At 72.9% G+C, this 19,733-nt stretch carries 19 protein-coding genes; all 19 read right to left on the bottom strand.

The genetic code is table 11. From position 1 onward, the window contains the following. Positions 1 to 65 precede the first annotated feature (65 nt). A complete protein-coding gene (locus ACLQ26_RS02700; RefSeq protein ID WP_425742932.1) occupies positions 66 to 1,103 on the bottom strand; it encodes a hypothetical protein in 1,038 nt (345 codons plus the stop codon). Between the two features lie 42 nt (positions 1,104 to 1,145). Then, positions 1,146 to 2,090 carry an RluA family pseudouridine synthase gene (locus ACLQ26_RS02695; protein ID WP_425742931.1) on the bottom strand — a complete coding sequence of 315 codons (945 nt, stop codon included), beginning with the start codon at positions 2,088 to 2,090 and terminating at the stop codon, positions 1,146 to 1,148. Beyond that, positions 2,087 to 2,701 carry a signal peptidase II gene (lspA, locus tag ACLQ26_RS02690; RefSeq protein WP_425742930.1) on the bottom strand — a complete coding sequence of 205 codons (615 nt, stop codon included), beginning with the start codon at positions 2,699 to 2,701 and terminating at the stop codon, positions 2,087 to 2,089. Before lspA ends, ACLQ26_RS02695 begins: the two co-directional genes overlap by 4 nt. A 65-nt stretch (positions 2,702 to 2,766) precedes the next feature. Then, positions 2,767 to 3,186: a TraR/DksA family transcriptional regulator gene (locus tag ACLQ26_RS02685; protein ID WP_334561368.1), complete on the bottom strand. Its 420-nt coding sequence runs from the start codon at positions 3,184 to 3,186 to the stop codon at positions 2,767 to 2,769. 223 nt (positions 3,187 to 3,409) lie between these two features. After that, entirely contained in the window at positions 3,410 to 4,909 is a 1,500-nt protein-coding gene (locus ACLQ26_RS02680) for a potassium/proton antiporter (RefSeq protein ID WP_425742929.1), read from the bottom strand. A gap of 22 nt (positions 4,910 to 4,931) precedes the next feature. Then, positions 4,932 to 5,243: a DUF167 domain-containing protein gene (locus ACLQ26_RS02675; protein WP_425742928.1), complete on the bottom strand. Its 312-nt coding sequence runs from the start codon at positions 5,241 to 5,243 to the stop codon at positions 4,932 to 4,934. A gap of 5 nt (positions 5,244 to 5,248) precedes the next feature. Beyond that, positions 5,249 to 6,016: a hypothetical protein gene (locus ACLQ26_RS02670; protein ID WP_425742927.1), complete on the bottom strand. Its 768-nt coding sequence runs from the start codon at positions 6,014 to 6,016 to the stop codon at positions 5,249 to 5,251. A gap of 80 nt (positions 6,017 to 6,096) precedes the next feature. Next, the gene (locus ACLQ26_RS02665) at positions 6,097 to 6,903 is read right to left on the bottom strand and encodes a DivIVA domain-containing protein (RefSeq protein WP_363682988.1); all 807 of its coding nucleotides are present in this window, start codon (positions 6,901 to 6,903) and stop codon (positions 6,097 to 6,099) included. A gap of 44 nt (positions 6,904 to 6,947) precedes the next feature. Then, a complete protein-coding gene (locus tag ACLQ26_RS02660; RefSeq protein ID WP_393296363.1) occupies positions 6,948 to 7,253 on the bottom strand; it encodes a YggT family protein in 306 nt (101 codons plus the stop codon). Positions 7,254 to 7,283: 30 nt separating this feature from the next. Next, entirely contained in the window at positions 7,284 to 7,988 is a 705-nt protein-coding gene (locus tag ACLQ26_RS02655; RefSeq protein ID WP_425742926.1) for a cell division protein SepF, read from the bottom strand. Positions 7,989 to 8,178: 190 nt separating this feature from the next. Continuing rightward, entirely contained in the window at positions 8,179 to 8,922 is a 744-nt protein-coding gene (locus ACLQ26_RS02650; protein WP_425742925.1) for a YggS family pyridoxal phosphate-dependent enzyme, read from the bottom strand. A 9-nt stretch (positions 8,923 to 8,931) separates the two neighbouring features. Next, positions 8,932 to 10,047 carry a cell division protein FtsZ gene (gene ftsZ / locus ACLQ26_RS02645; protein ID WP_234588050.1) on the bottom strand — a complete coding sequence of 372 codons (1,116 nt, stop codon included), beginning with the start codon at positions 10,045 to 10,047 and terminating at the stop codon, positions 8,932 to 8,934. 243 nt (positions 10,048 to 10,290) lie between these two features. Further along, positions 10,291 to 11,109 carry a cell division protein FtsQ/DivIB gene (locus ACLQ26_RS02640; protein ID WP_425742924.1) on the bottom strand — a complete coding sequence of 273 codons (819 nt, stop codon included), beginning with the start codon at positions 11,107 to 11,109 and terminating at the stop codon, positions 10,291 to 10,293. Beyond that, positions 11,106 to 12,671 carry a UDP-N-acetylmuramate--L-alanine ligase gene (murC, locus tag ACLQ26_RS02635; protein ID WP_425742923.1) on the bottom strand — a complete coding sequence of 522 codons (1,566 nt, stop codon included), beginning with the start codon at positions 12,669 to 12,671 and terminating at the stop codon, positions 11,106 to 11,108. Before murC ends, ACLQ26_RS02640 begins: the two co-directional genes overlap by 4 nt. After that, entirely contained in the window at positions 12,668 to 13,774 is a 1,107-nt protein-coding gene (gene murG, locus ACLQ26_RS02630) for an undecaprenyldiphospho-muramoylpentapeptide beta-N-acetylglucosaminyltransferase (RefSeq protein WP_344365962.1), read from the bottom strand. Before murG ends, murC begins: the two co-directional genes overlap by 4 nt. After that, positions 13,774 to 15,186 carry an FtsW/RodA/SpoVE family cell cycle protein gene (locus tag ACLQ26_RS02625; protein WP_425743134.1) on the bottom strand — a complete coding sequence of 471 codons (1,413 nt, stop codon included), beginning with the start codon at positions 15,184 to 15,186 and terminating at the stop codon, positions 13,774 to 13,776. Before ACLQ26_RS02625 ends, murG begins: the two co-directional genes overlap by 1 nt. Before the next feature lie 430 nt (positions 15,187 to 15,616). Beyond that, positions 15,617 to 16,741, bottom strand: coding sequence for a phospho-N-acetylmuramoyl-pentapeptide-transferase (mraY, locus tag ACLQ26_RS02620; protein ID WP_425742922.1), 1,125 nt, complete (start codon positions 16,739 to 16,741; stop codon positions 15,617 to 15,619). Further along, the gene (locus ACLQ26_RS02615) at positions 16,738 to 18,135 is read right to left on the bottom strand and encodes a UDP-N-acetylmuramoyl-tripeptide--D-alanyl-D-alanine ligase (RefSeq protein WP_425742921.1); all 1,398 of its coding nucleotides are present in this window, start codon (positions 18,133 to 18,135) and stop codon (positions 16,738 to 16,740) included. Before ACLQ26_RS02615 ends, mraY begins: the two co-directional genes overlap by 4 nt. Continuing rightward, positions 18,132 to 19,694 (bottom strand): UDP-N-acetylmuramoyl-L-alanyl-D-glutamate--2,6-diaminopimelate ligase, encoded by a 1,563-nt coding sequence (locus ACLQ26_RS02610; protein WP_425742920.1) that lies wholly within the window; start codon positions 19,692 to 19,694, stop codon positions 18,132 to 18,134. Before ACLQ26_RS02610 ends, ACLQ26_RS02615 begins: the two co-directional genes overlap by 4 nt. Between the last annotated feature and the right edge of the window lie 39 nt (positions 19,695 to 19,733).

The following is a 19,733-nucleotide window of genomic DNA, read 5'->3' as shown; positions in this document are numbered from 1 at the left end:
TCTGACAGGCTACGAACCAAACCCTATTCGGACCACACCTGAGCACGCACACCACCCGGCGCAGATCACGACGGGGAGGGTGGCAGCAACCCGACGCCTGTGGCGTCCGGGGAGGTGGTGACACTCGGCGGGGCCGCCTCGGTGGGCTCGGCCGAGGGCGACTCGGGTGACGGAATCGTTACGAGCGGTGCGGGTTCCGACGATTCGCCCATCGGCACCGGCGGCACGGGCGTGCTCGGCGTGCTCGGCGTCGACCAACCGCTCGCCAGCGGCGACGGCTGCGGACCCGGCCCGGTGTCGGCCGGCGGGCGGACCACGCCACGCTGCTCGGGCAGCGGCGGATTGAAGACCGTACGGTCGAGGCGGTACACCTCGGGTGCCGGGTCGACGGCCCGCACATCCGGGCGGGAGGCGACGCCCCGCAGCACCTCCGGCGCCGCGCGCACCACCGCCGCGTAGACGCAGGCGCAGCCGACGCGGTACGCCGCCGCCTCGGCGCTCGCCACGTCGGCGTCGGTGGCGTACCGCTCCCGCAGCTCGCGGTCGGCGGCGCCGTCGCCGCGCACCCCGGCGGCGCGCACCCGGTAGTCGGCGGCCTCGCCGTCCTTGCGGGCGGCCACCCCCGCCATGCCGGCGACCACGTCGTCCGGCACCCGCAGGGCGGGGATCCGGACGATCTCGGTCTGCCGGCCGGGCAGCGGCACCCGCCCGAAGACCGTCGAGACCGACACGTCGCCGAGCACCGCGGGCAGCCGCTGCGGCGGCAGGTACGCGTCGAGCACGACCAGGGCGTACGTCCCGTCCCCGGTGGTCGGGGCGGTCGGGCTCAACGCGGCCAGGTCGGCCGCTGCCGAGCGCAGGTAGCCGGGGACGGAGTCGCCGTCGGCCACCCCGACGCGTGTCACCTCGCCCACCGTCCGGTCGCCCACCGGAGCGTCGTCGGTGGCCCAGACGGCGGTGCCCAGCACCGCCGCAGTGGAGAGCACGGCCGCCCAGGTGAGCACCCCGGAGCGCCCCGACCGGTCACCGAGACGGGCCACCGCCCGGGTCAGCTGCGGCAGCAGCCGTTGGTCCAGCTGCCGCAGCAGGTCGCCGGCGCGCACGGGCGGGATCCCCTCGTCGGATCGTCGTCGGGTGGTCGCCGCTCAGTCACGCAGGATCTCAAGCGCACGTTCCAGATCGTCAGGGTAGTCGCTGACGAACCGGACCTCGTCCCCCGAACGGGGGTGCACAAAGCTCAGTTCGCGGGCGTGCAGCCACTGTCGGGCCAGACCGAGACGGGCCGAGAGGGTGGGATCGGCACCGTACGTGAGGTCACCCACGCAGGGATGCCGCAGCGTGGAGAAGTGCACCCGGATCTGGTGCGTCCGGCCGGTCTCCAGCCGGACGTCGACCAGGCTGGCCGCCGGGAACGCCTCCAGCGTGTCGTAGTGGGTGATGCTCGGCTTGCCGCCGGACACCACCGCCCACCGGTAGTCGTGGGTGGGGTGCCTGTCGATCGGCGCGTCCACGGTGCCCCGCAGCGGGTCCAGGTGCCCCTGCACCACCGCGTGGTAGCCCTTGTCCACCTCGCGGTACTTGAAGGCCCGCTTCAACGCCGTGTACGCCTGCTCGCTCTTGGCCACCACCATGATCCCCGTGGTGCCCACGTCGAGGCGGTGCACCACGCCCTGGCGCTCGGCGGCGCCGCTTGTGGAGATGCGGTGCCCGATCGCGGCGAGGGCGCCGATCACGGTCGGCCCGGTCCATCCCGGGCTGGGATGCGCGGCCACGCCCACGGGCTTGTCCACCACCACGATGTCGTCGTCGGCGTACACGACGCGCAGGCCGGGCACCGCCTGCGGCACCACTGTCGGCGGGGCGACCGGGGCGGGCAGCGTGACGTCCAGCCAGGAGCCGGCCTTGACCTTGTGGGAGTTGGGCCGGGCGGCCCCGTCGACGAGGGCGTCGCCCGCGTCGACAAGGGCGGCGGCGGCGGTACGGGAGAGACCGAACAACCGGGACACCGCCTGGTCCAGGCGCATGCCGTCGAGACCGTCGGGCACGGGCAGCGAACGGTGGTCGCCGCCAGCGGCGAACGCGGAGGTCATGCCCGCTCCCTCTGCTCGGCGTCGGCGGTGGCCTGCGCGTCGGCGGGGGCGCCATCACGGCCGGCCCGTCGCCCGTCACGCTGACGACCGGTCAGCTCCAGCAGCACGGCCAGCAGCACACCGCAGACCAGCGAGCTGTCGGCCAGGTTGAACACCGGGAAGTACTCGCCGTACGGCCCGAAGACGCTGATCATGTCGACCACGTGGCCGTGGAACGGGCCGGGCGCCCGGAAGATCCGGTCCATCAGGTTGCCCAGCGCGCCGCCGAGCACCAGGCCGAGGGAGATCGCCCAGGGCAGGGACCGCAGCCGCAGCGCCATCCAGACGATCCAGCCGACCACACCGATGGTGATCAGCGGGAACACCCAGGTGTAGTTCGCCCCGATGCTCCAGGCGGCACCGCTGTTGCGGGTCAGGCTCAGGTAGACCAGCCCGCCCAGCACCCGGACCGGCTCCCGGTCGGTGAGCGCGGCGAGCGCGAGGTGCTTGGTCACCAGGTCGGCCACGAGGGCCACCAGGGCCACCCCGGCGAGGATCGCGACGGCCCGGGGGCGGGGCTTGCCGCCGCCCGGGTCGGTACGGCCGGGTTCGGCGGGCGGTGCTGCGGTCATGCGCTCCCCATCGAGGTGTCTCGGCGGTGATCGCTCACCGTCTCATCGCAGATGGGGAGCGGCCCTCAGCGCCGCTCCGCCAGCTGCTTGCACGTCACACACAGGGTGGCCGACGGGAAGGCGGCGAGGCGCTCGACCGGGATCGGGTTGCCGCACCGCTCGCACCAGCCGTAACCACCCTCGTCGAGGCGCTCGAGGGCGCGCTCGACCTGCGTGATCCGTTCCAGAATGCTGTTGGCGAGAGAGATCTCCTGCTCCCGCTCGAACGTCTTGGTGCCGGTGTCGGCCTGGTCGTCCCCGGCCGAGTCCGTCAACCGATCGCGCTGCAGCTCGGTGATCTCGCTCAGCGTCTGATCGTACTCGGCGCGAAGCTCGTCCCGCCGCGCCGCCAACGCCGCCCGGATCTTCTCGGTCTCCGCCGCGCTGCGGGTGGCCTTGGCCACCGGCTTGCGGCCGGCGGTCCTGGTGTCGGCTGGCTTCGCCATGGGTCGCTCCCTCGGCCGCGGAGCCGCGCGGTCGCGGCACCTGGTCAGGGGCGCCGACAAAGGCGTCCCCTGGGTACAAAAAGGGGCGCACGGCGACGATGGCCGCGCACTCCGGAGGTTGGCAAGAATACGGAACGTACAGGCGTCCGACAACGTGGCGCACCGTCGCACCGCTCAACAGCCCCGAGCCCTGCCTAACTGGGGCAAAGGGAACGCTAGCAGATCAACGGTCCGCCTCATCCCCGTACTCGCCAAACCATCGGGCCAGCCGACCCCGTCGGCTGACCGCCCGCAGGCGCCGTTCGGTGGCGTCGCGTACCCCAGCGGTGGCGACGATCAGCAGGCTGTCGCCGGTCTTCAGCCGGGTGTCCGGGCCGGGCACGAAGCCCACCCCGTCGCGCAGCACCAGGGTCACCGAGGCGCCCAGCGGCAGCCGCAGCTCGTCGACGTGCACGCCGGCCAGCCGCGAGCCCTCGGGCACCTCAAGCTGGAGCAGGTCGGCCCGCATCCGCTCCAACGGCGCGGTCTCCACGTGGATCTCGGTGGCCTCGGCCGGCGCGGTGGTCCCCAACCGGCGGGCGAACGGACCGAGCGTGCTGGTCTGCACCAGCGTGAAGATCACCACCAGTACGAAGACCGCGTCGAAGAGGCGCTCCGCGCCCGGCACCCGCTCCGAGAGTGGGATGGTGGCCAGCACGATCGGCACCGCCCCGCGCAGCCCGGCCCAGGACAGGAACGCCTGCTCGCGCAGCCCGATCCGGAACGGCAACGCCGACACGGCCACCGACAGCGGCCGGGCCAGCAGCACCAGCGCCAGACCGGCGACCACCGCCGGCAGCACCGCCGCGTCCAACCGGCCCGGCGAGACCAGCAGGCCGAGCAGCACGAACAGCCCGATCTGGGCGAGCCACGCCAGCCCGTCGGCGAAGCCGAGGATCGCCCGCCGGTGCGACAGCCGGGCGTTGCCCAGCAGCACCCCGGCCACGTAGACGGCGAGGAAGCCCGACGCGTGCAGCACGGCGCCGGCGGCGTACGCCAGCACGGTGATGCCCACCGCGGCGATCGGGTACAGCCCGGCGGACGGCAGCGCGGCCCGGCGCAGCGCCCACGTGCCGGCGACGCCCGCACCGACGCCCACCGCCGCCCCGACACCCAGCTCGTAGCAGACCAGCCCGACCTCGTACCACCACGGATGCGACCAGCCCTCGTGTGACAGCAGCACCACCAGCAGCACCACCGGGGCGTCGTTCATGCCCGACTCGGCCTCCAGCGTGGCCGTCAGCCGCGGCGGCAGCCGCAGCCGGCGCAGGGTGGCGAACACGGCCGCCGCGTCGGTGGAGGAGAGCACCGCGCCGTAGAGCAACGCCAGCCGCCAGTCCAGACCCAACAACAGGTGTACGGCGATGCCGACCACCACGATGCTGACGACCACGCCCACCGTGGAGAGGGCGGAGGCCAGCCCGAGGACCGGGCGCAGCGTGCTCCAGCGGGCGGTCAGGCCGCCCTCGGCGATGATCACGATCAGCGCGCAGAAGCCGAGGGTCCGGGTCAACTCGACGTCGTCGAAGCGGATGCCCAGCCCGGCCTCGCCGATGGCCACGCCGAGCGCCAGGTAGACCAGCAGGCTCGGCACGCCGAGGCGACTGGAGAGCCGGACGGCGCCGACCGCCACCAGCAGCACCGCCGCGCCGAGCAGCAGCGCGATGTCCAGCCCTGGCGTCACGGTTGCCGGGCCCGGGGGGTCCTCACCCTGCGGATCCGTCGCGCAGTCGGTGCAGCACGTCGGTCAGCTCGGGGCCGGGCCGGTCGACGAGGAACAGCTTGTCCCGGCTGGTCGCGCCGGTGCGCAACGACACCGTTGCCGCCCGGACGCCCAACGCGTCGGCGAGGGCACGGCGGGCCGCCTCGGTCGCACGGCCGTCCACAGCCGGAGCGTGGACCGCGATCATGAGGGCGGGGCCGTGCGGGCCGTCGAAGCGGCCGCCGACGGTGTTGCGGGAGGCGCCGGGCTTCACCCGTACCGCCACGGTGAGCGCGTCCTGCGGGGGCACCGGCACCGCGCTCAGATCGGCCGGGCGTCGGTGAGCAGGGCGGTGGCCGGCGCGCACCCGGAGCACGGCGTGAAGCCCAGCTCGACGGCCTCGGCGACCGGAAGGGTCTCGGGCACCCGGCCGGCAAGGTACGGGCAACCGGCCAGGTGGTAGCGGGGTCGCCCGTCCACCACCTCGACGGGGTCGGGCAGCCGGGAGACCCGGGCCGCCTCGGCGGGGGTGATCGGTTGCTCGGCCGGCTCGTCGGCCAGGGCGTCGGCGGCCGCCGCGTCGGAGGTGTACGCCTGGTCGCCCCGGGACACCTTGGGCGACGCGGGGCTGACGGGCGAGGAACGTGACCCGCCGTCGGCCGGGCTCACGAACGGCGCCTCGGGCTCGAACGGCGAAGGCGCGCCATAGGGCGAGGCCGCGTCATAGGGCGAGGCCGCGTCGGGGTCGGACGGCGGCTCGGGTGGTTGCCGCCACCCGGTGCCGCCGTTACCGACAGTCGACGGTACGTGCTGGACCGGCACCTCCGGCTCGGCCAGCGGTGGACCGTACGCGAAACCCGGCTCGGCCTGGCTGGCCCTGCGGAATGTCGCGCGGTCCCGCGGACCGGTCCGACCGGGATCCGCCGTCGCGCGGTTGGCGGCTGCCTGGCGGGCGCCCACCACCAACGCCACGGCGGCCAGCAGACTGGCCGCGATGGAAATGGTCAACAGAACGCTGGAGCCACCGGCCAGACCGAACACCAGCAGCACCACAGCGACGAGGATGAGCAGAAGACTCGCAACTATCACGGCTCACCCCCGCCGCGTCGTACCGTCCGAGCGGGGCCGGCGACCGTCACCATCTGCGGACAGCGATCGCCGGCCGGTGCTCAGCGTCCGGCTTCGAGGGCGCCGGAGCGCCCGCTGCCGTAGGAACCGGCGAGACCTGCCGCCGCCAGCCCGTTGCCGCCGGCGACCCGGCCCGCCTCGGAGCGGGTCATCTCGGCTTCGAGGCCCTGGCCGCGACCGTCGAGGTCCCGCAGCTGGCTCTCCAGGTACGCCTTGAGCCGGGTGCGGTACTCGCGCTCGAACTGCTTGAGCTCCTCGATGTGCTTCTGCAGGGCCGTGCGCTTGGCGTCCAGGCCGCCCATGGCCTCCTGGTGCCGCTGGCGGGCGTCCCGCTCCAGGGCGTCGGCCTTCGCGCGAGCCTCGCGGGTCACCTCCTCGGCCTTGCTGCGGGCCTCGGACAGCAGCTGGTCGGCCTCGCGGCGCGCGTCGGACACGTGGTCGTCGGCGGTGCGCTGGGCCATCATCAGCACGCGCAGGGCCTGCTGCTCACCGTCACCGGTGACGCCGCCGGCCGGACCGCCGGTCGCCCGGACCTGCTCCAGCTCGGCCTGCATGGCGCGGGCGGCCTGCTCGGCAGCGGACTTGTCGCGCTGCACCCGGTCCAGCTGGGCCTTGACGTCGTTGAGCTCCGCCGCCAGTCGGGCGTCGCCGCCGGGGCCGGCGGGGGCGCCGCCACGGCCGCCGCGCTCCACCTGGGCGCGCAGCTCGTTGTTCTCCTCGATGAGACGGGCGAGCTCGCGCTCGACCTCGTCCAGGAAGGCGTCGACCTCCTCCTCGTCATACCCCCGCTTGCCGATCGGCGGCTTTTTGAAGGCGACGTTGTGAACGTCGGCCGGGGTCAGCGGCATCGAAACTCCTCGGGTCAGTTGCGGCCGCGATAGCGCGTCGGTCATCAGGCGGTCCTGACGATCGACGGCTCTAACACGAACTCCATCAGCACGAACAGGATAACCAGGAGCACAAGGGAGGCCAGGTCGATGCTCACGGTACCAATTCGCAGCGGAGGGATCACACGCCTCAACGCGTTGAGAGGGGGATCAGTGACGCTCCACACGGATTCCAGTCCTGCCGCCGCGCCGCGCCCCGGCTGCCACCGGCGGCCGTACTGAAGAACCGCGCTCAACACGAACCGGGACAGAAGAAGAAGCAGGAAGACATAAAGGACCAGGTACAACACTTGCAGTAAGATCGACAACACGGTCAGCGACGTCCCTCGGGTCGGGCGGGGTCAACTCAGGCTGAAAAATCCACCCTCAGCGATCTTGGCCTTGTCCTCCGCGGTGACCTGGACATTGGCCGGTGAGAGCAGGAACACCCGATTGGTCACGCGCTCGATCGTACCGCGCAGCCCGAACGCCAGACCGGCCGCGAAGTCAACCAGACGGCGGGCGTCGGCCTCATCCATCTCGGTGAGATTGATGATCACGGGTACGCCGTCACGGAAGTGCTCACCGATGGTGCGCGCCTCGCGGTAGGTGGTCGGGTGCAGCGTGGTGATCTGGTACCGCTGCTCCTCCTCCGGCACGGCCACGCGCTCCCGCGTCACTGCCTGCGGCGCGAGGGCCAGATTGTCGCGCGTGTGGTAGCTCAGCGCCCCCGACGTGTCGCCGGCCGAGGACCGCGTGATCGACCGCACGCTGGACCGCTCGGCCCGCTCCGGACGCTCACCGTCACCGCGGTCGGACTCGCCACCACGCCCGGTCGACCGCTCGGAGAGCCGGCCCCGCTCGCTGGCGCGCGGCCGGGGAGCCGGCGGCTCCTCGGCGTCGTCGTCGTCCTCGTCGGCGAACTCCTCGGCGTACCGGCTCTGCCGGTACCGCGAGTCGCGCGAGTCGCGGTAGCCACCCTTGTCGTAGCCACCGTCGTCGTAGGCCCGCTCGTCGTCTTCCTCGACGAGACCGAGCCAGACCCCCGCCTTGCGCAGTGCACCCATCCCGCGCCCTTCCGTCCGCCGTGCGGCACTCGCCCCCGTGCCATGTCGCCCGTCGCGAGTGGACAACCATGCCCATCGGACCGGAACGGCAATCCCCCTGGCGCGCGATTCGCGTCGCGCGTCACGACCCCCACAAGGATCCGCCGCCCCTGAAACAACACTGATGTAATTTGCCTGTCTCGCGGTCAGGCTACCGCAGCGTGGGACGCATTCCGAGCAACGCGCTACCGACGCGGACATGTGTCGCGCCATATCGGATCGCGATTTCCAGGTCGCCGCTCATTCCCGCCGACAACGATGTCGCTCCCGGATGGAGCGTCCGAAAGGCCTCGGCCACCTCGGCCAACCGGGCGAAGGCCCGCTCCGGTTCCCACCCCAGCGGCGCCACCGCCATCAGACCGGCCAACCGCAGCGCGGGCGCGTCGGCCACCGCCGCGGCGACCGCCTCCAGCCCGGCACCCTCATCGGCCGAGTCGGGCAACGCGCCGCCGCGCGCCGGATCGCCGTCGATGCTCACCTGCACCAGGGCGTCCAGCGGCCCTTCCCGCTCCGCCGCCGCACTGCCCAGCGCGCGGGCCAGCCGCACGCTGTCCACCGAGTGCACGACGTCGGCATAGCGGACGACCGAGCGGGCCTTGTTGCGCTGCAACTGCCCGATGAAGTGCCAGCGCGGACGCACCCCGGCCGCGGCCACCTCGGCGGCCTTGCCGGCCGCCTCCTGGTCGCGGTTCTCCCCCATGTCGGTCACCCCGAGCCCGGCCAACGCGAGCGCGTCCCCGGCCGGGTACGTCTTGGTCACGGCGATCATCGTGACGTCGGCCTGGTCCCGGCCCGCGTTCGCGCAGGCGTCGGCGATCCGGGCCCGCACCTGGGCCAGGCCGGCCGCGAGTTCGGCGCGCCGGTCCGGTCGTACCGTGGCTGAGCTGTCGGTCATCGGCGGTGCTCAGGAACCGTTCTTGAGGAAGTCGGGCACGTCCACGTCGTCGAAGAGCACCCGGCGCGGCGACTGGGCCGGGGCCGGCAGGGTGGCCGGCGGCGGCACCGGGGTGCTCTGCGGCGCCGGCTGGTTGGTGTTGGTCTTGCGGGTCGGCTCGGCCGCCTTGTACGCCGGAGTGCCACCGTCGAAGCCCGCCGCGATGACAGTCACCCGCACCTCGTCGCCGAGCGCGTCGTCGATCACCGCGCCGAAGATGATGTTGGCATCCGGGTGGGCCGCGTCGGTGACCAGCTGCGCCGCGTCGTTGATCTCGAACAGGCCCAGGTCGGAGCCGCCGGCGATGGAGAGCAGCACGCCGCGCGCACCGTCCATGCTCTGCTCCAGCAGAGGGCTGGAGATGGCCGCCTCGGCCGCCTCGACCGCGCGGTTCTCCCCGCGGGCGCTGCCGATGCCCATCAGCGCGCTGCCCGCGCCGCTCATCACGCTCTTGACGTCGGCGAAGTCCAGGTTGATCAGACCAGGGGTGGTGATCAGGTCGGTGATGCCCTGCACACCGGAGAGCAGCACCTGGTCGGCCGTGCGGAAGGCGTCCATCATGCTGATGTTGCGGTCGCCGAGCGCCAGCAGCCGGTCGTTCGGAATGACGATGAGCGTGTCGCACTGGTTGCGGAGCTCGTCTATCCCCGTCTCGGCCTGCACCTGGCGGCGCTTGCCCTCGAAGGAGAACGGGCGGGTCACCACGCCGATGGTCAGCGCGCCGAGCTTACGGGCGATGTTTGCCACCACCGGCGCGCCGCCGGTGCCGGTGCCGCCGCCCTCGCCGCAGGTCACGAAGACCATGTCGGCGCCCTTGAGCACCTCCTCGATCTCGTCGCGGTGGTCCTCGGCGGCGTTCTTGCCGACGTCCGGGTTGGCCCCGGCCCCCAGGCCACGGGTCAGCTCCCGGCCGACGTCGAGCTTGACGTCGGCGTCACTCATCAGCAGCGCCTGGGCATCGGTGTTGATCGCGATGAACTCGACGCCCTTGAGCCCAACCTCGATCATCCGGTTGACGGCGTTGACGCCGCCGCCCCCGATGCCGACGACCTTGATGACCGCCAGGTAGTTGTGCGGAGGTGTCATCTCCGGTCCTTTCCTTCGAGATTGGCTTCGGCCGACCGGGTACGGCGTGGCCAGACCAGCGGCCGACGACAGCTGTCACCAGCGAGAGCCAGGGGTAACCCTCACCCTCTACTAGAGGCTTACAGTTATGTCAACCACTGAACCTCTTCCGGGCAACGTAAGCGCCACCACGCGATGAGCCAAGGACCCGACCGGCGTGTCGCCGTCGGAGCGCGACTCGTCACGTTCCCGCGCGCTCACCGGTCAGCGGAAGGTCACCACGTCCGGCGCGCTCACGTCGATCCGGTCGCTGTCCTCACCGAGCAGCGCGGTGGCCACCCGGGCCTTGTCCGTACCCCGCGTGGCGTCGCCCCAGACCACCGTGCGGTCCCCGCGCAGCCGCAGGCTGATCCGCGCCAGGCCCTGCACGCTCAGGTCCACCAACTCGGCACGTAGCTGCGGGGTCAGCACCCCGAGCACGTCCAGCGCGGCCCGGGTGTCCGGGTCGTCGGCGGCCGGCCGGGCCACCCGCACCAGCGGCAGCCCGGCGGGGCGGCGGGCCACCGTCTGGAACGCCACGCCGCTGCGGTCGACAAGCGCGAACGCGTCCGCCTGCGGCACCACCGCCACCGCCGTCCGCTCGGTCACCCGGACCACAAGCGTGCCCGGCCAGTCCCGCGACACGGTGGCCCGCTCCACAGGCGCCAACGCGCCGACCCGACGCGCCGCGGCCTCCAGGTCCACCCGCGCCAGCGGCACCCCGTCCGCCACCCCCACCGCGTCGCGCACCTGCACGTCCGTGACCAGCTTGGCACCCTCCACAGTCACCGCGCGGACCCCGAACAGCCCGGTACCGAGCACCGTCCAGGCGACAAGCCCGAGCAGGGCCAGCACCCCGGCGGCCACCGCCCACGGCAGGGCCGCCCGCATCCGGCGCTGCCGAGCCCGGGCCATGAAGCGGCGGGTCGACGGCGGCACCGCGTCGCTGCCGGCCCGGACCAACTGCCACCGCCGGACCGGACCGCGCCGCGGCGTACCGCCGTCGGCGCCGCTGGTCCGCCCTCGGGCGGGGCCGGGACTCATCCGGCCGTCGGGGCCGCGCCGTCCGGCGCGGCGGCGCCACCGAGGGCCGCTCCGTCGCCACCGGTCGTGGACCCGCCGGGCACCGGTTGGCCGATCGCCGGTGTCGTCGCCACCGGGTCGACAGTCGCGGTCGGCGCCGCGTCGGCGGTACGCGCACCCAGAGCCGCCAGCAGCTCGTCACCCATCAGCGAGATCGGCGGGGCGCCCATGGTCACCACCACGTCGCCCGAACGGGCCCGGCGGACCACCTCGACCGGCGCGTCCTCCCAGGAGTCGACGAACACCTTCCGCTCGGCCGGCAACGCCACCGCATCGATCAGCGCCGCCGAACCCTCACCGGGCTGGCGCAGCTCGCCCGGCCCGAAGACCTCCAGCAGCACCACCTCGTCGGCGATGGCCAGCGCCTCGGCGATCTCCGCCTGGTTGTCGCGGGTGCGGTACAGCCGGTACGGCTGGAAGACGACGATCAACCGCCCGTCGCCGGCCACCTCCCGCAGCGTCTGCATGGCCAGCGTCATCGACGTGGGGTGGTAGGCGTACTCGTCGTAGACCAGCACACCGTCCGCGACGCCCTTGCGCTCGAAGCGCCGCCGCACGCCAGGGAAGACCGCCAGCGCCGCCTCCGCCGCTTCGAGCGGCAGTTCCAGCAGGTACGCGGCAAGCACCGCCGAGGCGCTGTTGAGCCCCATGTGCCGGCCCGGCACGGGCAGCCGGAACTCGCCAAGCGACCGCCCGTCGATCGCGGCCAGGTAGCGCACGCCCCGCGCGGAGGAGACGATCTCGGTGAGCCGCAGGTCGGCGTCCTCGGCCGCGCCGTACGTGTGCACCCGCCGCCCCTCGGCGCGCAGGGTCGCCGCCAGCCGTCGGCCGCCCGGGTCGTCGGCGCAGGTGATGATGAACCCGTCCGGGTCGGTGAGCCGGGCGAACTCGACGAACGCCGCCTCCAGCGTGGCGTAGTCGCCGTACGTGTTCAGGTGGTCCGCCTCGACGTTCGTGATGATCGAGACGTACGGGCGATAGATGAGGAACGAGCGGTCACTCTCGTCGGCCTCGACCACGAAGTACTCGCCGGTGCCGTGGTGCGCGCCCGAGCCGACCTCGGAGATCTCCCCACCGATCACGAAGGACGGGTCGACCCCGGCCTGCTGGAGCACCATGGTCACCATCGAGGTGGTGGTGGTCTTGCCGTGGGTGCCGGCCACCGCGATCGCCCGGCGGCCGGTCATCGCCGCGGCGAGTGCCTCCGAACGGTGCAGCACCCGCAGACCCCGCCGACGCGCCTCGACCATCTCCAGGTGGTCCTGCGGGATGGCCGACGAGTAGACGACGGTGTCCACACCGTCGAGGTTGCTCGCCTCGTGGCTGAGGTGGATGGTGCCGCCGAGCGCCCGCAGACCGGCCAGCGACGGCCACTCCCGCAGGTCGCTGCCCGAGACCCGGATGCCGCGGGTGAGCAGCAGCCGGGCCACACCGAGCATGCCCACCCCACCCACGCCGATCAGGTGGACGGCACCCAGGTCCTCGGCGGTGAGCGTGCCGGCCGGGGTGAACTGCGCCGTCATCGGGCCACCGCCTCGAGGACGAACGAGCGCAGCGCCTCGTCGCCGTCGCGCCGCCCGTACGCCGACGCCGCGGCGCCCATCGCGTAGAGCCGCTGCGGGTCGCGGATCAGCGGGATCACCGCGCGCTCCAGCCAGTCCGGGGTCAGCTCCGCGTCGTCGACGAGCAGCCCACCGCCGGCCTCCACCACGGGCAGCGCATTGCGCTTCTGCTCCTGGTTGCTGTGCGGGTACGGCACGAAGATCGTCGGCAGGCCGATCGCGGCCACCTCGGCGACAGTCATCGCGCCGCCCCGGGCCAGCATGAGGTCGGCCGCGGCGTAACCCAACTCCATCTCGGACAGGTACGGCAGCGTCACGTACGGCACCGGCAGGTCGGTGGGGATCGGCACCGGCTCGTTGCGGGCACCCATCACGTGCAGCACCTGCACGCCGTTGCGGGCCAGCTCCTTGGCCGCCCCGGAGACCGCCAGGTTGATCGAGCGGGCGCCCGACGAGCCACCCGCGACGAAGAGCACCGGCAGGTCCGGGCGGAGCCCGAAGCGGGCGCGGGCGGCGTTTCGCAGCGCGTACCGGTCCAGCGAGGCGATGCTGCGACGCAGCGGCACCCCCACCACTGTCGCGTCGCGCAGCGACTCGGCCTGGCTCGGCTGGTGCGGGAAGCCGACAGCGATGTTCTTGGTGAACTTCATGCCGAGGCGGTTCGCCACACCCGGCGGCACGTTCACCTCGTGGATCACCATGGGCAGCTCGCGGCGCCACGCGGCCAGGTAGGCCGGCACCGAGACGTACCCGCCGAAGCCCACGACCGCGTCGGCGCGCACCTCGTCGATGACCTTGCCGGCGGCGCGGGCCGCGGTCCACATCCGGCCCGGGGTACGGACCAGGTTCATGTTCACCGAGCGGGGCAGCTGGTACGCCGGGATCTGCCGCAGGTCGTAGCCCTGCGGCGGGATCAGCTCGTTCTCCATGCCCTTGGGTGTGCCGAGGCAGGTGATCCGGACGCCCGGGTCGTGTCGGCGCAGGCAGTCGGCGAAGGCGAGCAGCGGGTAGATGTGCCCCCCGGTGCCACCTCCCGCGAGCACCACCGAACGCAGCGGACCCATCAGCGTCTCCTCTCGCTCGCCGTACCCTGGCGGCTCCGGCCCTGCCGGACGCCGCGCGGTGCGGCCTGGTCGTCCTCGCGCCGCTCGCGGGACCGGGGCACGGACCCTCGGCCAGCCGGCGGCGTCGCCGGTCGGCGACGCCGGCCGGGAAGCGGCGGCAACGGGGCCCAGAGTAGTCGGACCCACCGGGCCGGCGGACGGGCATGCAGCGCTCTGGCCGCATCGGGTTCGGCGCGCGCGAAGGACGCCAGCATCCCGATCGCGGCCAGGGTCACGACCAGGGCACTTCCGCCGTCGGAGATGAACGGCAGCGGCAGACCGGTGATCGGCAGCAACCCCACCACCCCACCGATGTTGATCACCGCCTGGCTCACCAGCCAGGTGGTTACCGCGGCGGCGGCGAGCCGCCGGAACGGGTCGTCGACCCGCCGGGCGATGCGCAGACCGGTGTACGCGAGAACCGCGAACAGACTGAGCACCACCGCGCAGCCGATCACCCCCAACTCCTCCGAGATGATCGCGAAGATGAAGTCGTTGTGGGCCTCGGGCAGCCAGTCCCACTTGAGGCTGCCCTTGCCCAGCCCGACGCCGAACCAGCCGCCGTGCTCGATGGCCAGCCGGCCCTGGTAGAACTGGAGGCAGCCGTCGAGCTTGCACTTCTCCGGGTCCGGTGGATTGAAGAACATGGCGAGCCGGGCGAAGCGGTAGTTCTCCTCGTCGCTGTCGCCCGAGCCGGCGCCCAGCGAGGCCACCGCGACGAGCAGGCCGACGCCCACCAGTCCGGCCGCCGCGAGGGTGCCGAAGACCCGCATCCGCACCCCGGCGGCCCACAGCAGGCCGACCACCAGGGCCAGCAGGCAGAGCATCGTGCCCGTGTCGTTGTAGCCGACCAGGACGAAGAGCAGGCCCATGACCGGAAAGAGGGGGGTGGCCAGTTCTCGCCACCAACCCAGCGCGGCGCCCTTGCGGGCGATGACGTGCGAGCCCCACAGCACCAGCGCGAACTTGGCCAACTCGGAGGGCTGCACCTGGATCCCGACGACGAACAGCCAGTTCAGCCGCGCCTCGACCGGCCCGAACACGACCGACTTCAGATTGGCGAGCCGGCCGTAGGCCACCAGCAGGTTGAGCACCAGCAGCAGCGCCACCGACGTGTACAGCAGCGGCCGGCCCAGCGAGCGGTAGGTGCTGGCGGGCAGGCGCTGACACACCCAGAACGCCCCGATGCCGATCACCGCGAAGATGGCCTGCTTGGTCACCGAGGCGGACGCGTTGCCGTCCTCGGCGTAGTCCTTCACGCTTGTCGCCGAGAAGACCATGGTCAGCCCGATGAGCAGCAGCAGGCCGGCACTGGACAGCAGCAGGTAGTAGGACGCCAGCGGCCGGTCCAGCAGGCCCCGCAGCGCGGCCAGCCCGCCGGCCGGATCCAGCCCTCGCAGCGGGACGGCGGCGACGCTCTCCGGCTCACGCCCTGCCGTGCCAGCCGTACGCCCCGGGGCGCCCGGCTCACGCGCTCCCCGGCCCGGCTCGCGCGCCGCTCCGTCCGCCTCGCGGGCCGCGCCATCCGCCGCACGCGCCGCGCGATCGGGCTCACGCCCCGCGCGATCGGGCTCGCGGGCGGCCCGGCCGGGCTCGGCCGCTCGCGCCGTGCCCGGTGACCGTCGCGGCCGACCGGCTGTCCTGTCCTCGGTGCCTGGTTCCTCCCCCACCCGGACATCATCACCGCTCGGCGCGCCCGACAGGCCCACAACGACGCACCGGGCGTGTCGGGCTCCGCCGGCGACACGCACGCCGCATCGGCCAGCGGGCCCGCCGAACAGGGTTGGCCGAACGAGGGATGGATCAGGTCATGTTGGCGAGGAACTCGCTGTAGAACAGGCCCAGGGCGATGGCGACACCGATACCGGCGATGATCCAGAACCGGACCACGATGTTGACCTCGCTCCAGCCGGCCAACTCGAAGTGGTGCTGCAGCGGCGACATGCGGAACACACGTTTACCTGTGGTCCGGAAGGAGATGATCTGGATCACCACGGACATCGTGATGATCACGAAGAGCCCACCGATGATCGGCAGCAGCAGGATGGTCCGGGTGGACATCGCCATGCCGGCGATCAGGCCGCCCAGGCCCAGCGCCCCGGTGTCACCCATGAAGATCCGCGCCGGGGACGTGTTCCACCAGAGGAAGCCCACACAGGCCCCCGCCGCGGCCCCGGCTATCAGCGCGATCTCCAGCGGGTCCCGGACGGAGTAGCAGTACGGCTGCTTGTAGCTCGGGTCGGCGCACCAGTGCCGGTACTGCCAGAACGCGATGAGCGCGTACGCCGCGAGGACCATCACCGAGGCGCCGGTGGCCAGGCCGTCCAGACCGTCGGTGAGGTTCACGCCGTTCGTGGCGGCCATCACCACGAAGATGAAGATGATCACCGCGCCGATCTTGCTGACCTCCAGGGCGTCGATGTCCCGGATGAAGCTCAGCGTGGTGCTGCCCACCGTCTCGGTGTTGGTCTTCGCGCCCGTCGCGTCGGTCATCGTGCTCGGGAAGTACAGCGCCACCACGCCGAAGACCGCGCCGACCAGGATCTGGCCGAGCAGCTTCCCGCGCTTGTTCAGACCGGCGCTGTTGCGCTTGCGCACCTTGAGGAAGTCGTCGAGGAAGCCCACCGCGCCGGAGAAGACCATCAGACCCAGCAGCACCAGCGCGGTGATGGTCGGCTCCACCTGCGCGATCTGCAGGTCCGGCAGCGTGGTCAGCGCCAGGTGCCCAGCCACGTACGCGATCACCGTGGCCAGGATGAAGACCACGCCGCCCATCGTGGGCGTGCCCTTCTTGCCCTGGTGCATGGCCGGGCCGTCGGAGCGGATCGGCTGGCCGGCCTTGAGCCGGGTGAACACCTTGATCGCGATCGGCGTGCCGAACAGCGAGACGATGAAGGCCACCCCGATGGCGACGATGACCGCCCTCATCGGCTGGCCTCCTCGGCGGCGTCGGCGCGCAGGGCGTCGGCCACCTCCCAGGTCCGATACCGGGAACCCTTGACCAGGACGACATCACCCGGCCGTAGCTCGCCCCGCAGCACCTCGACGGCCGCCGCCTGATCGGTGAGCAGCACCGACTCTCCTCCCCAGTTCACTACCGCTGTCGCGCCTTCGTGGATCGGCGCGGCCGGCTCGCCCACCACGAGCAGCCGGTCGACACCCAGCTCGGCCGCGAGTCGGCCGACCTCGGCATGGCCGTCGCGCTCGAACGGGCCCAGCTCGGCCATGTAACCGAGCACCGCGACGGTACGCCGTTCCCGACCGAGGCTGGCGAGCGCCCGGAGCGCCACCGCCATCGAGGCCGGGTTGGCGTTGTACGAGTCGTCGATGACCGTCACCCCGTCGGGCCGGTCGAAGACGTCCATCCGCCGGGTGGACTTCAGCCCCAGCGCGCCGAGCGCCGGGGCCAGGTCGGCCAGCGGCATGCCCAGCTCCCGGGCGACCGCGGCGGCGGCGAGGGTGTTGCCGACCTGGTGACGGCCGGTCAACGCGAGCCGCACCGGCACGCGCCCCTCCGGCGTGACAAGGGTGTACGACGGGTGCCCCCGCTCGTCGAGCGTGACGTCCTCGGCGCGCAGGTCGGCGTCCGGCGCCTCGCCGTAGCGAACCACACGGGCCCGGGTGCGACGGGCCATGGCGTCCACCCGGGGGTCGTCGGCGTTCAGCACGGCGAGCCCGTCGGCCGGCAGCGCCTCGACCAGCTCACCCTTGGCCTGGGCGATGTTGTCCTGGGAGCCGAACTCGCCGATGTGCGACGTCCCGACGTTGAGCACCACCGAGATGCGGGGCGGCACCAGCTCGCAGAGGTAGCGCACGTGCCCGATCCCGCGGGCGCCCTTCTCCATCACCAGGTAGCGGGTGTCCGGCCCGGCCAGCAGCGCCGTGTACGGGTGGCCCAGCTCGTTGTTGAACGACCCGGGCGGGGCCACCGTGGCGCCGAGGCGGGCGGTGAGCTGGCCGATCAGGTCCTTCGTGGTGGTCTTGCCCGAGGAGCCGGTCACACCGATCACGGTCAGCTCGGGCAGCCGGGCCACCGCCGCGCGGGCCAGCCGACCCATCGCGGTCAGGGCGTCGTCGACGAGCACCATCGGTACCTCGGGCAGCTCGCGGGTGCCGAGCACCGCCACCGCTCCGGCAGCCAGCGCCGTCGCCGCGTAGTCGTGCCCGTCGACCTTCTCCCCCGGAAACGCCACGAAGAGCGAACCGGGGCCGACCTTGCGCGAGTCGAACTCGACCGAACCGGTGACGGTGGCGGCCGGATCGGCGTGCACGAGCCGCCCGTCCACCGCTGCGGCCACCTCGGCCAGGGTCAGCGCGATCACCGCTGACCCGCCCGGTCGGAGAAGCGGGCCCGCAGCGCGTCGGCCAGCTCGGTGCTGTCGTCGAACGGGAGCATCTCGCCCGCCACCTCCTGGCCCCGCTCATGACCCTTGCCGAGCAGCGCGATCACGTCACCCGGCTCGGCCAGCAGGACCGCCTCGTCGATCGCGTCCCGGCGACCGGCCACCTCGATGATCCGGGCGGCCGTGCCGGCCCGGTACGCCCCGGCGAGCACCTCGGCGCGGATCTGGGCCGGATCCTCGGTACGCGGGTTGTCGTCGGTCACCAGCACCACGTCGGCCCCTTCGGCCGCTGCGGCGCCCATCACCGGGCGCTTGCCCCGGTCCCGGTCCCCGCCGGCGCCGATCACGCAGATCAGCCGGCCGGCGCTCAGCTCGCGCAGCGCGGCGAGCGCGGCCACGATCGCGTCGGCCTTGTGCGCGTAGTCGACCACCCCGCGCACCGGGCCGACGACGTCGACCAGTTGCAGGCGGCCGGGCACGCCACCGCAGGCGGCCACGCCGGCCGCAGCGGTCGTCGGGTCCACCCCGGCGCCCACCAGGGCGGCGATCGCCAGCAGCGCGTTGGCCACGTTGTGCCGCCCGGGCAGCGCCACCCCGGCGGTCAGCGCCAGGCCGTCCGGGCCGTGTGCGGTGAACCGCTGGGCGTACCCCTCGCCGTCGACGCCGTCGGCCCACCACGTCGCGGTCGGGTCGCCGAGCGCCGAGTAGCTGACCGTCGCCGGCTTGTACAGCGGCTTCAGCGCCGGGTCGTCGTGGTTGAGCACCTCGACCGCGCAGCGGCCGTCGAAGAGCTGCGCCTTGGCGGCGAAGTAGTCGGCGCTGTCGGCGTGGAAGTCCAGGTGGTCGGAGCCGAAGTTGGTGTACCCGCCCACGGCGAAGCGCACCCCGCCGACCCGGCCCATGGCGAGGGCGTGGCTGGACACCTCCATGACCACTGCCGTGACGCCCCGCTCCCGGGCGGTGGCGAGCATCGCGTGCAGATCGGTCGCCTCGGGGGTGGTCCGCACGCTGTCGATGACCAGGTCGCCGAGCCGGGTCTCCACGGTGCCGATCAGCCCGGTGGTGTGCCCGGCGGCGCGCAACCCCGACTCGACCAGGTACGCGGTGGAGGTCTTGCCGGCGGTGCCGGTGACGCCGATGACGGTGAGCGCGGCCGTCGGGTCGCCGTAGACCGCCGAGGCCAGTTCGCCGAGCACGGCGCGCGGGTCGGGCACCACCAGGGCGGGAAGGCCGCTCGCCGCCGCCAGCTCGGCACCGGCCGGGTCGGTCAGCAGGGCCACCGCGCCGGCCTCGGCGGCGCCGACGGCGAACTCCGCGCCGTGGCGGCGGGCGCCGGGCAGGGCCGCGTACAGGTCGCCGGGGCGGATCTCCTGGCTGGCGTGGGTGGCACCGGTGACGACCACGTCGGCGGCGTCCGCCGGGAGGTCGACGGAGAGCCGGACGGCGAGGTCACCGAGCCGGACGCCGGTCACGGTACGTGGACGTGGATTGCCGGGCACGGCGTCAGACCCTACCCGGTCGTCCGGTTCCGGCCGCACAGCCGCCCCGGTGGTTCGTCGGCACTCACCGATGATGTC

Origin of the sequence: Micromonospora sp. DT43 (assembly GCF_049841645.1) — a bacterium.
Classification (GTDB): domain Bacteria; phylum Actinomycetota; class Actinomycetes; order Mycobacteriales; family Micromonosporaceae; genus Micromonospora.
The sequence above is the reverse complement of the archived record's forward strand: the minus strand, read 5'-3'. Positions and strand labels throughout refer to the sequence as shown.

Excerpts from the sequence above, each read along its gene's own strand:
- ACLQ26_RS02640 (WP_425742924.1), bottom strand. The coding sequence starts at position 11,109 with ATGAGTCCCGGCCCCGCCCGAGGGCGGACCAGCGGCGCCGACGGCGGT.
- murC (WP_425742923.1), bottom strand. The coding sequence starts at position 12,671 with ATGACGGCGCAGTTCACCCCGGCCGGCACGCTCACCGCCGAGGACCTG.
- ftsZ (WP_234588050.1), bottom strand. The coding sequence starts at position 10,047 with ATGACACCTCCGCACAACTACCTGGCGGTCATCAAGGTCGTCGGCATC.
- ACLQ26_RS02650 (WP_425742925.1), bottom strand. The coding sequence starts at position 8,922 with ATGACCGACAGCTCAGCCACGGTACGACCGGACCGGCGCGCCGAACTC.
- murG (WP_344365962.1), bottom strand. The coding sequence starts at position 13,774 with ATGGGTCCGCTGCGTTCGGTGGTGCTCGCGGGAGGTGGCACCGGGGGG.
- ACLQ26_RS02655 (WP_425742926.1), bottom strand. The coding sequence starts at position 7,988 with ATGGGTGCACTGCGCAAGGCGGGGGTCTGGCTCGGTCTCGTCGAGGAA.
- ACLQ26_RS02665 (WP_363682988.1), bottom strand. The coding sequence starts at position 6,903 with ATGCCGCTGACCCCGGCCGACGTTCACAACGTCGCCTTCAAAAAGCCG.
- ACLQ26_RS02685 (WP_334561368.1), bottom strand. The coding sequence starts at position 3,186 with ATGGCGAAGCCAGCCGACACCAGGACCGCCGGCCGCAAGCCGGTGGCC.
- mraY (WP_425742922.1), bottom strand. The coding sequence starts at position 16,741 with ATGAGGGCGGTCATCGTCGCCATCGGGGTGGCCTTCATCGTCTCGCTG.
- lspA (WP_425742930.1), bottom strand. The coding sequence starts at position 2,701 with ATGACCGCAGCACCGCCCGCCGAACCCGGCCGTACCGACCCGGGCGGC.
- ACLQ26_RS02695 (WP_425742931.1), bottom strand. The coding sequence starts at position 2,090 with ATGACCTCCGCGTTCGCCGCTGGCGGCGACCACCGTTCGCTGCCCGTG.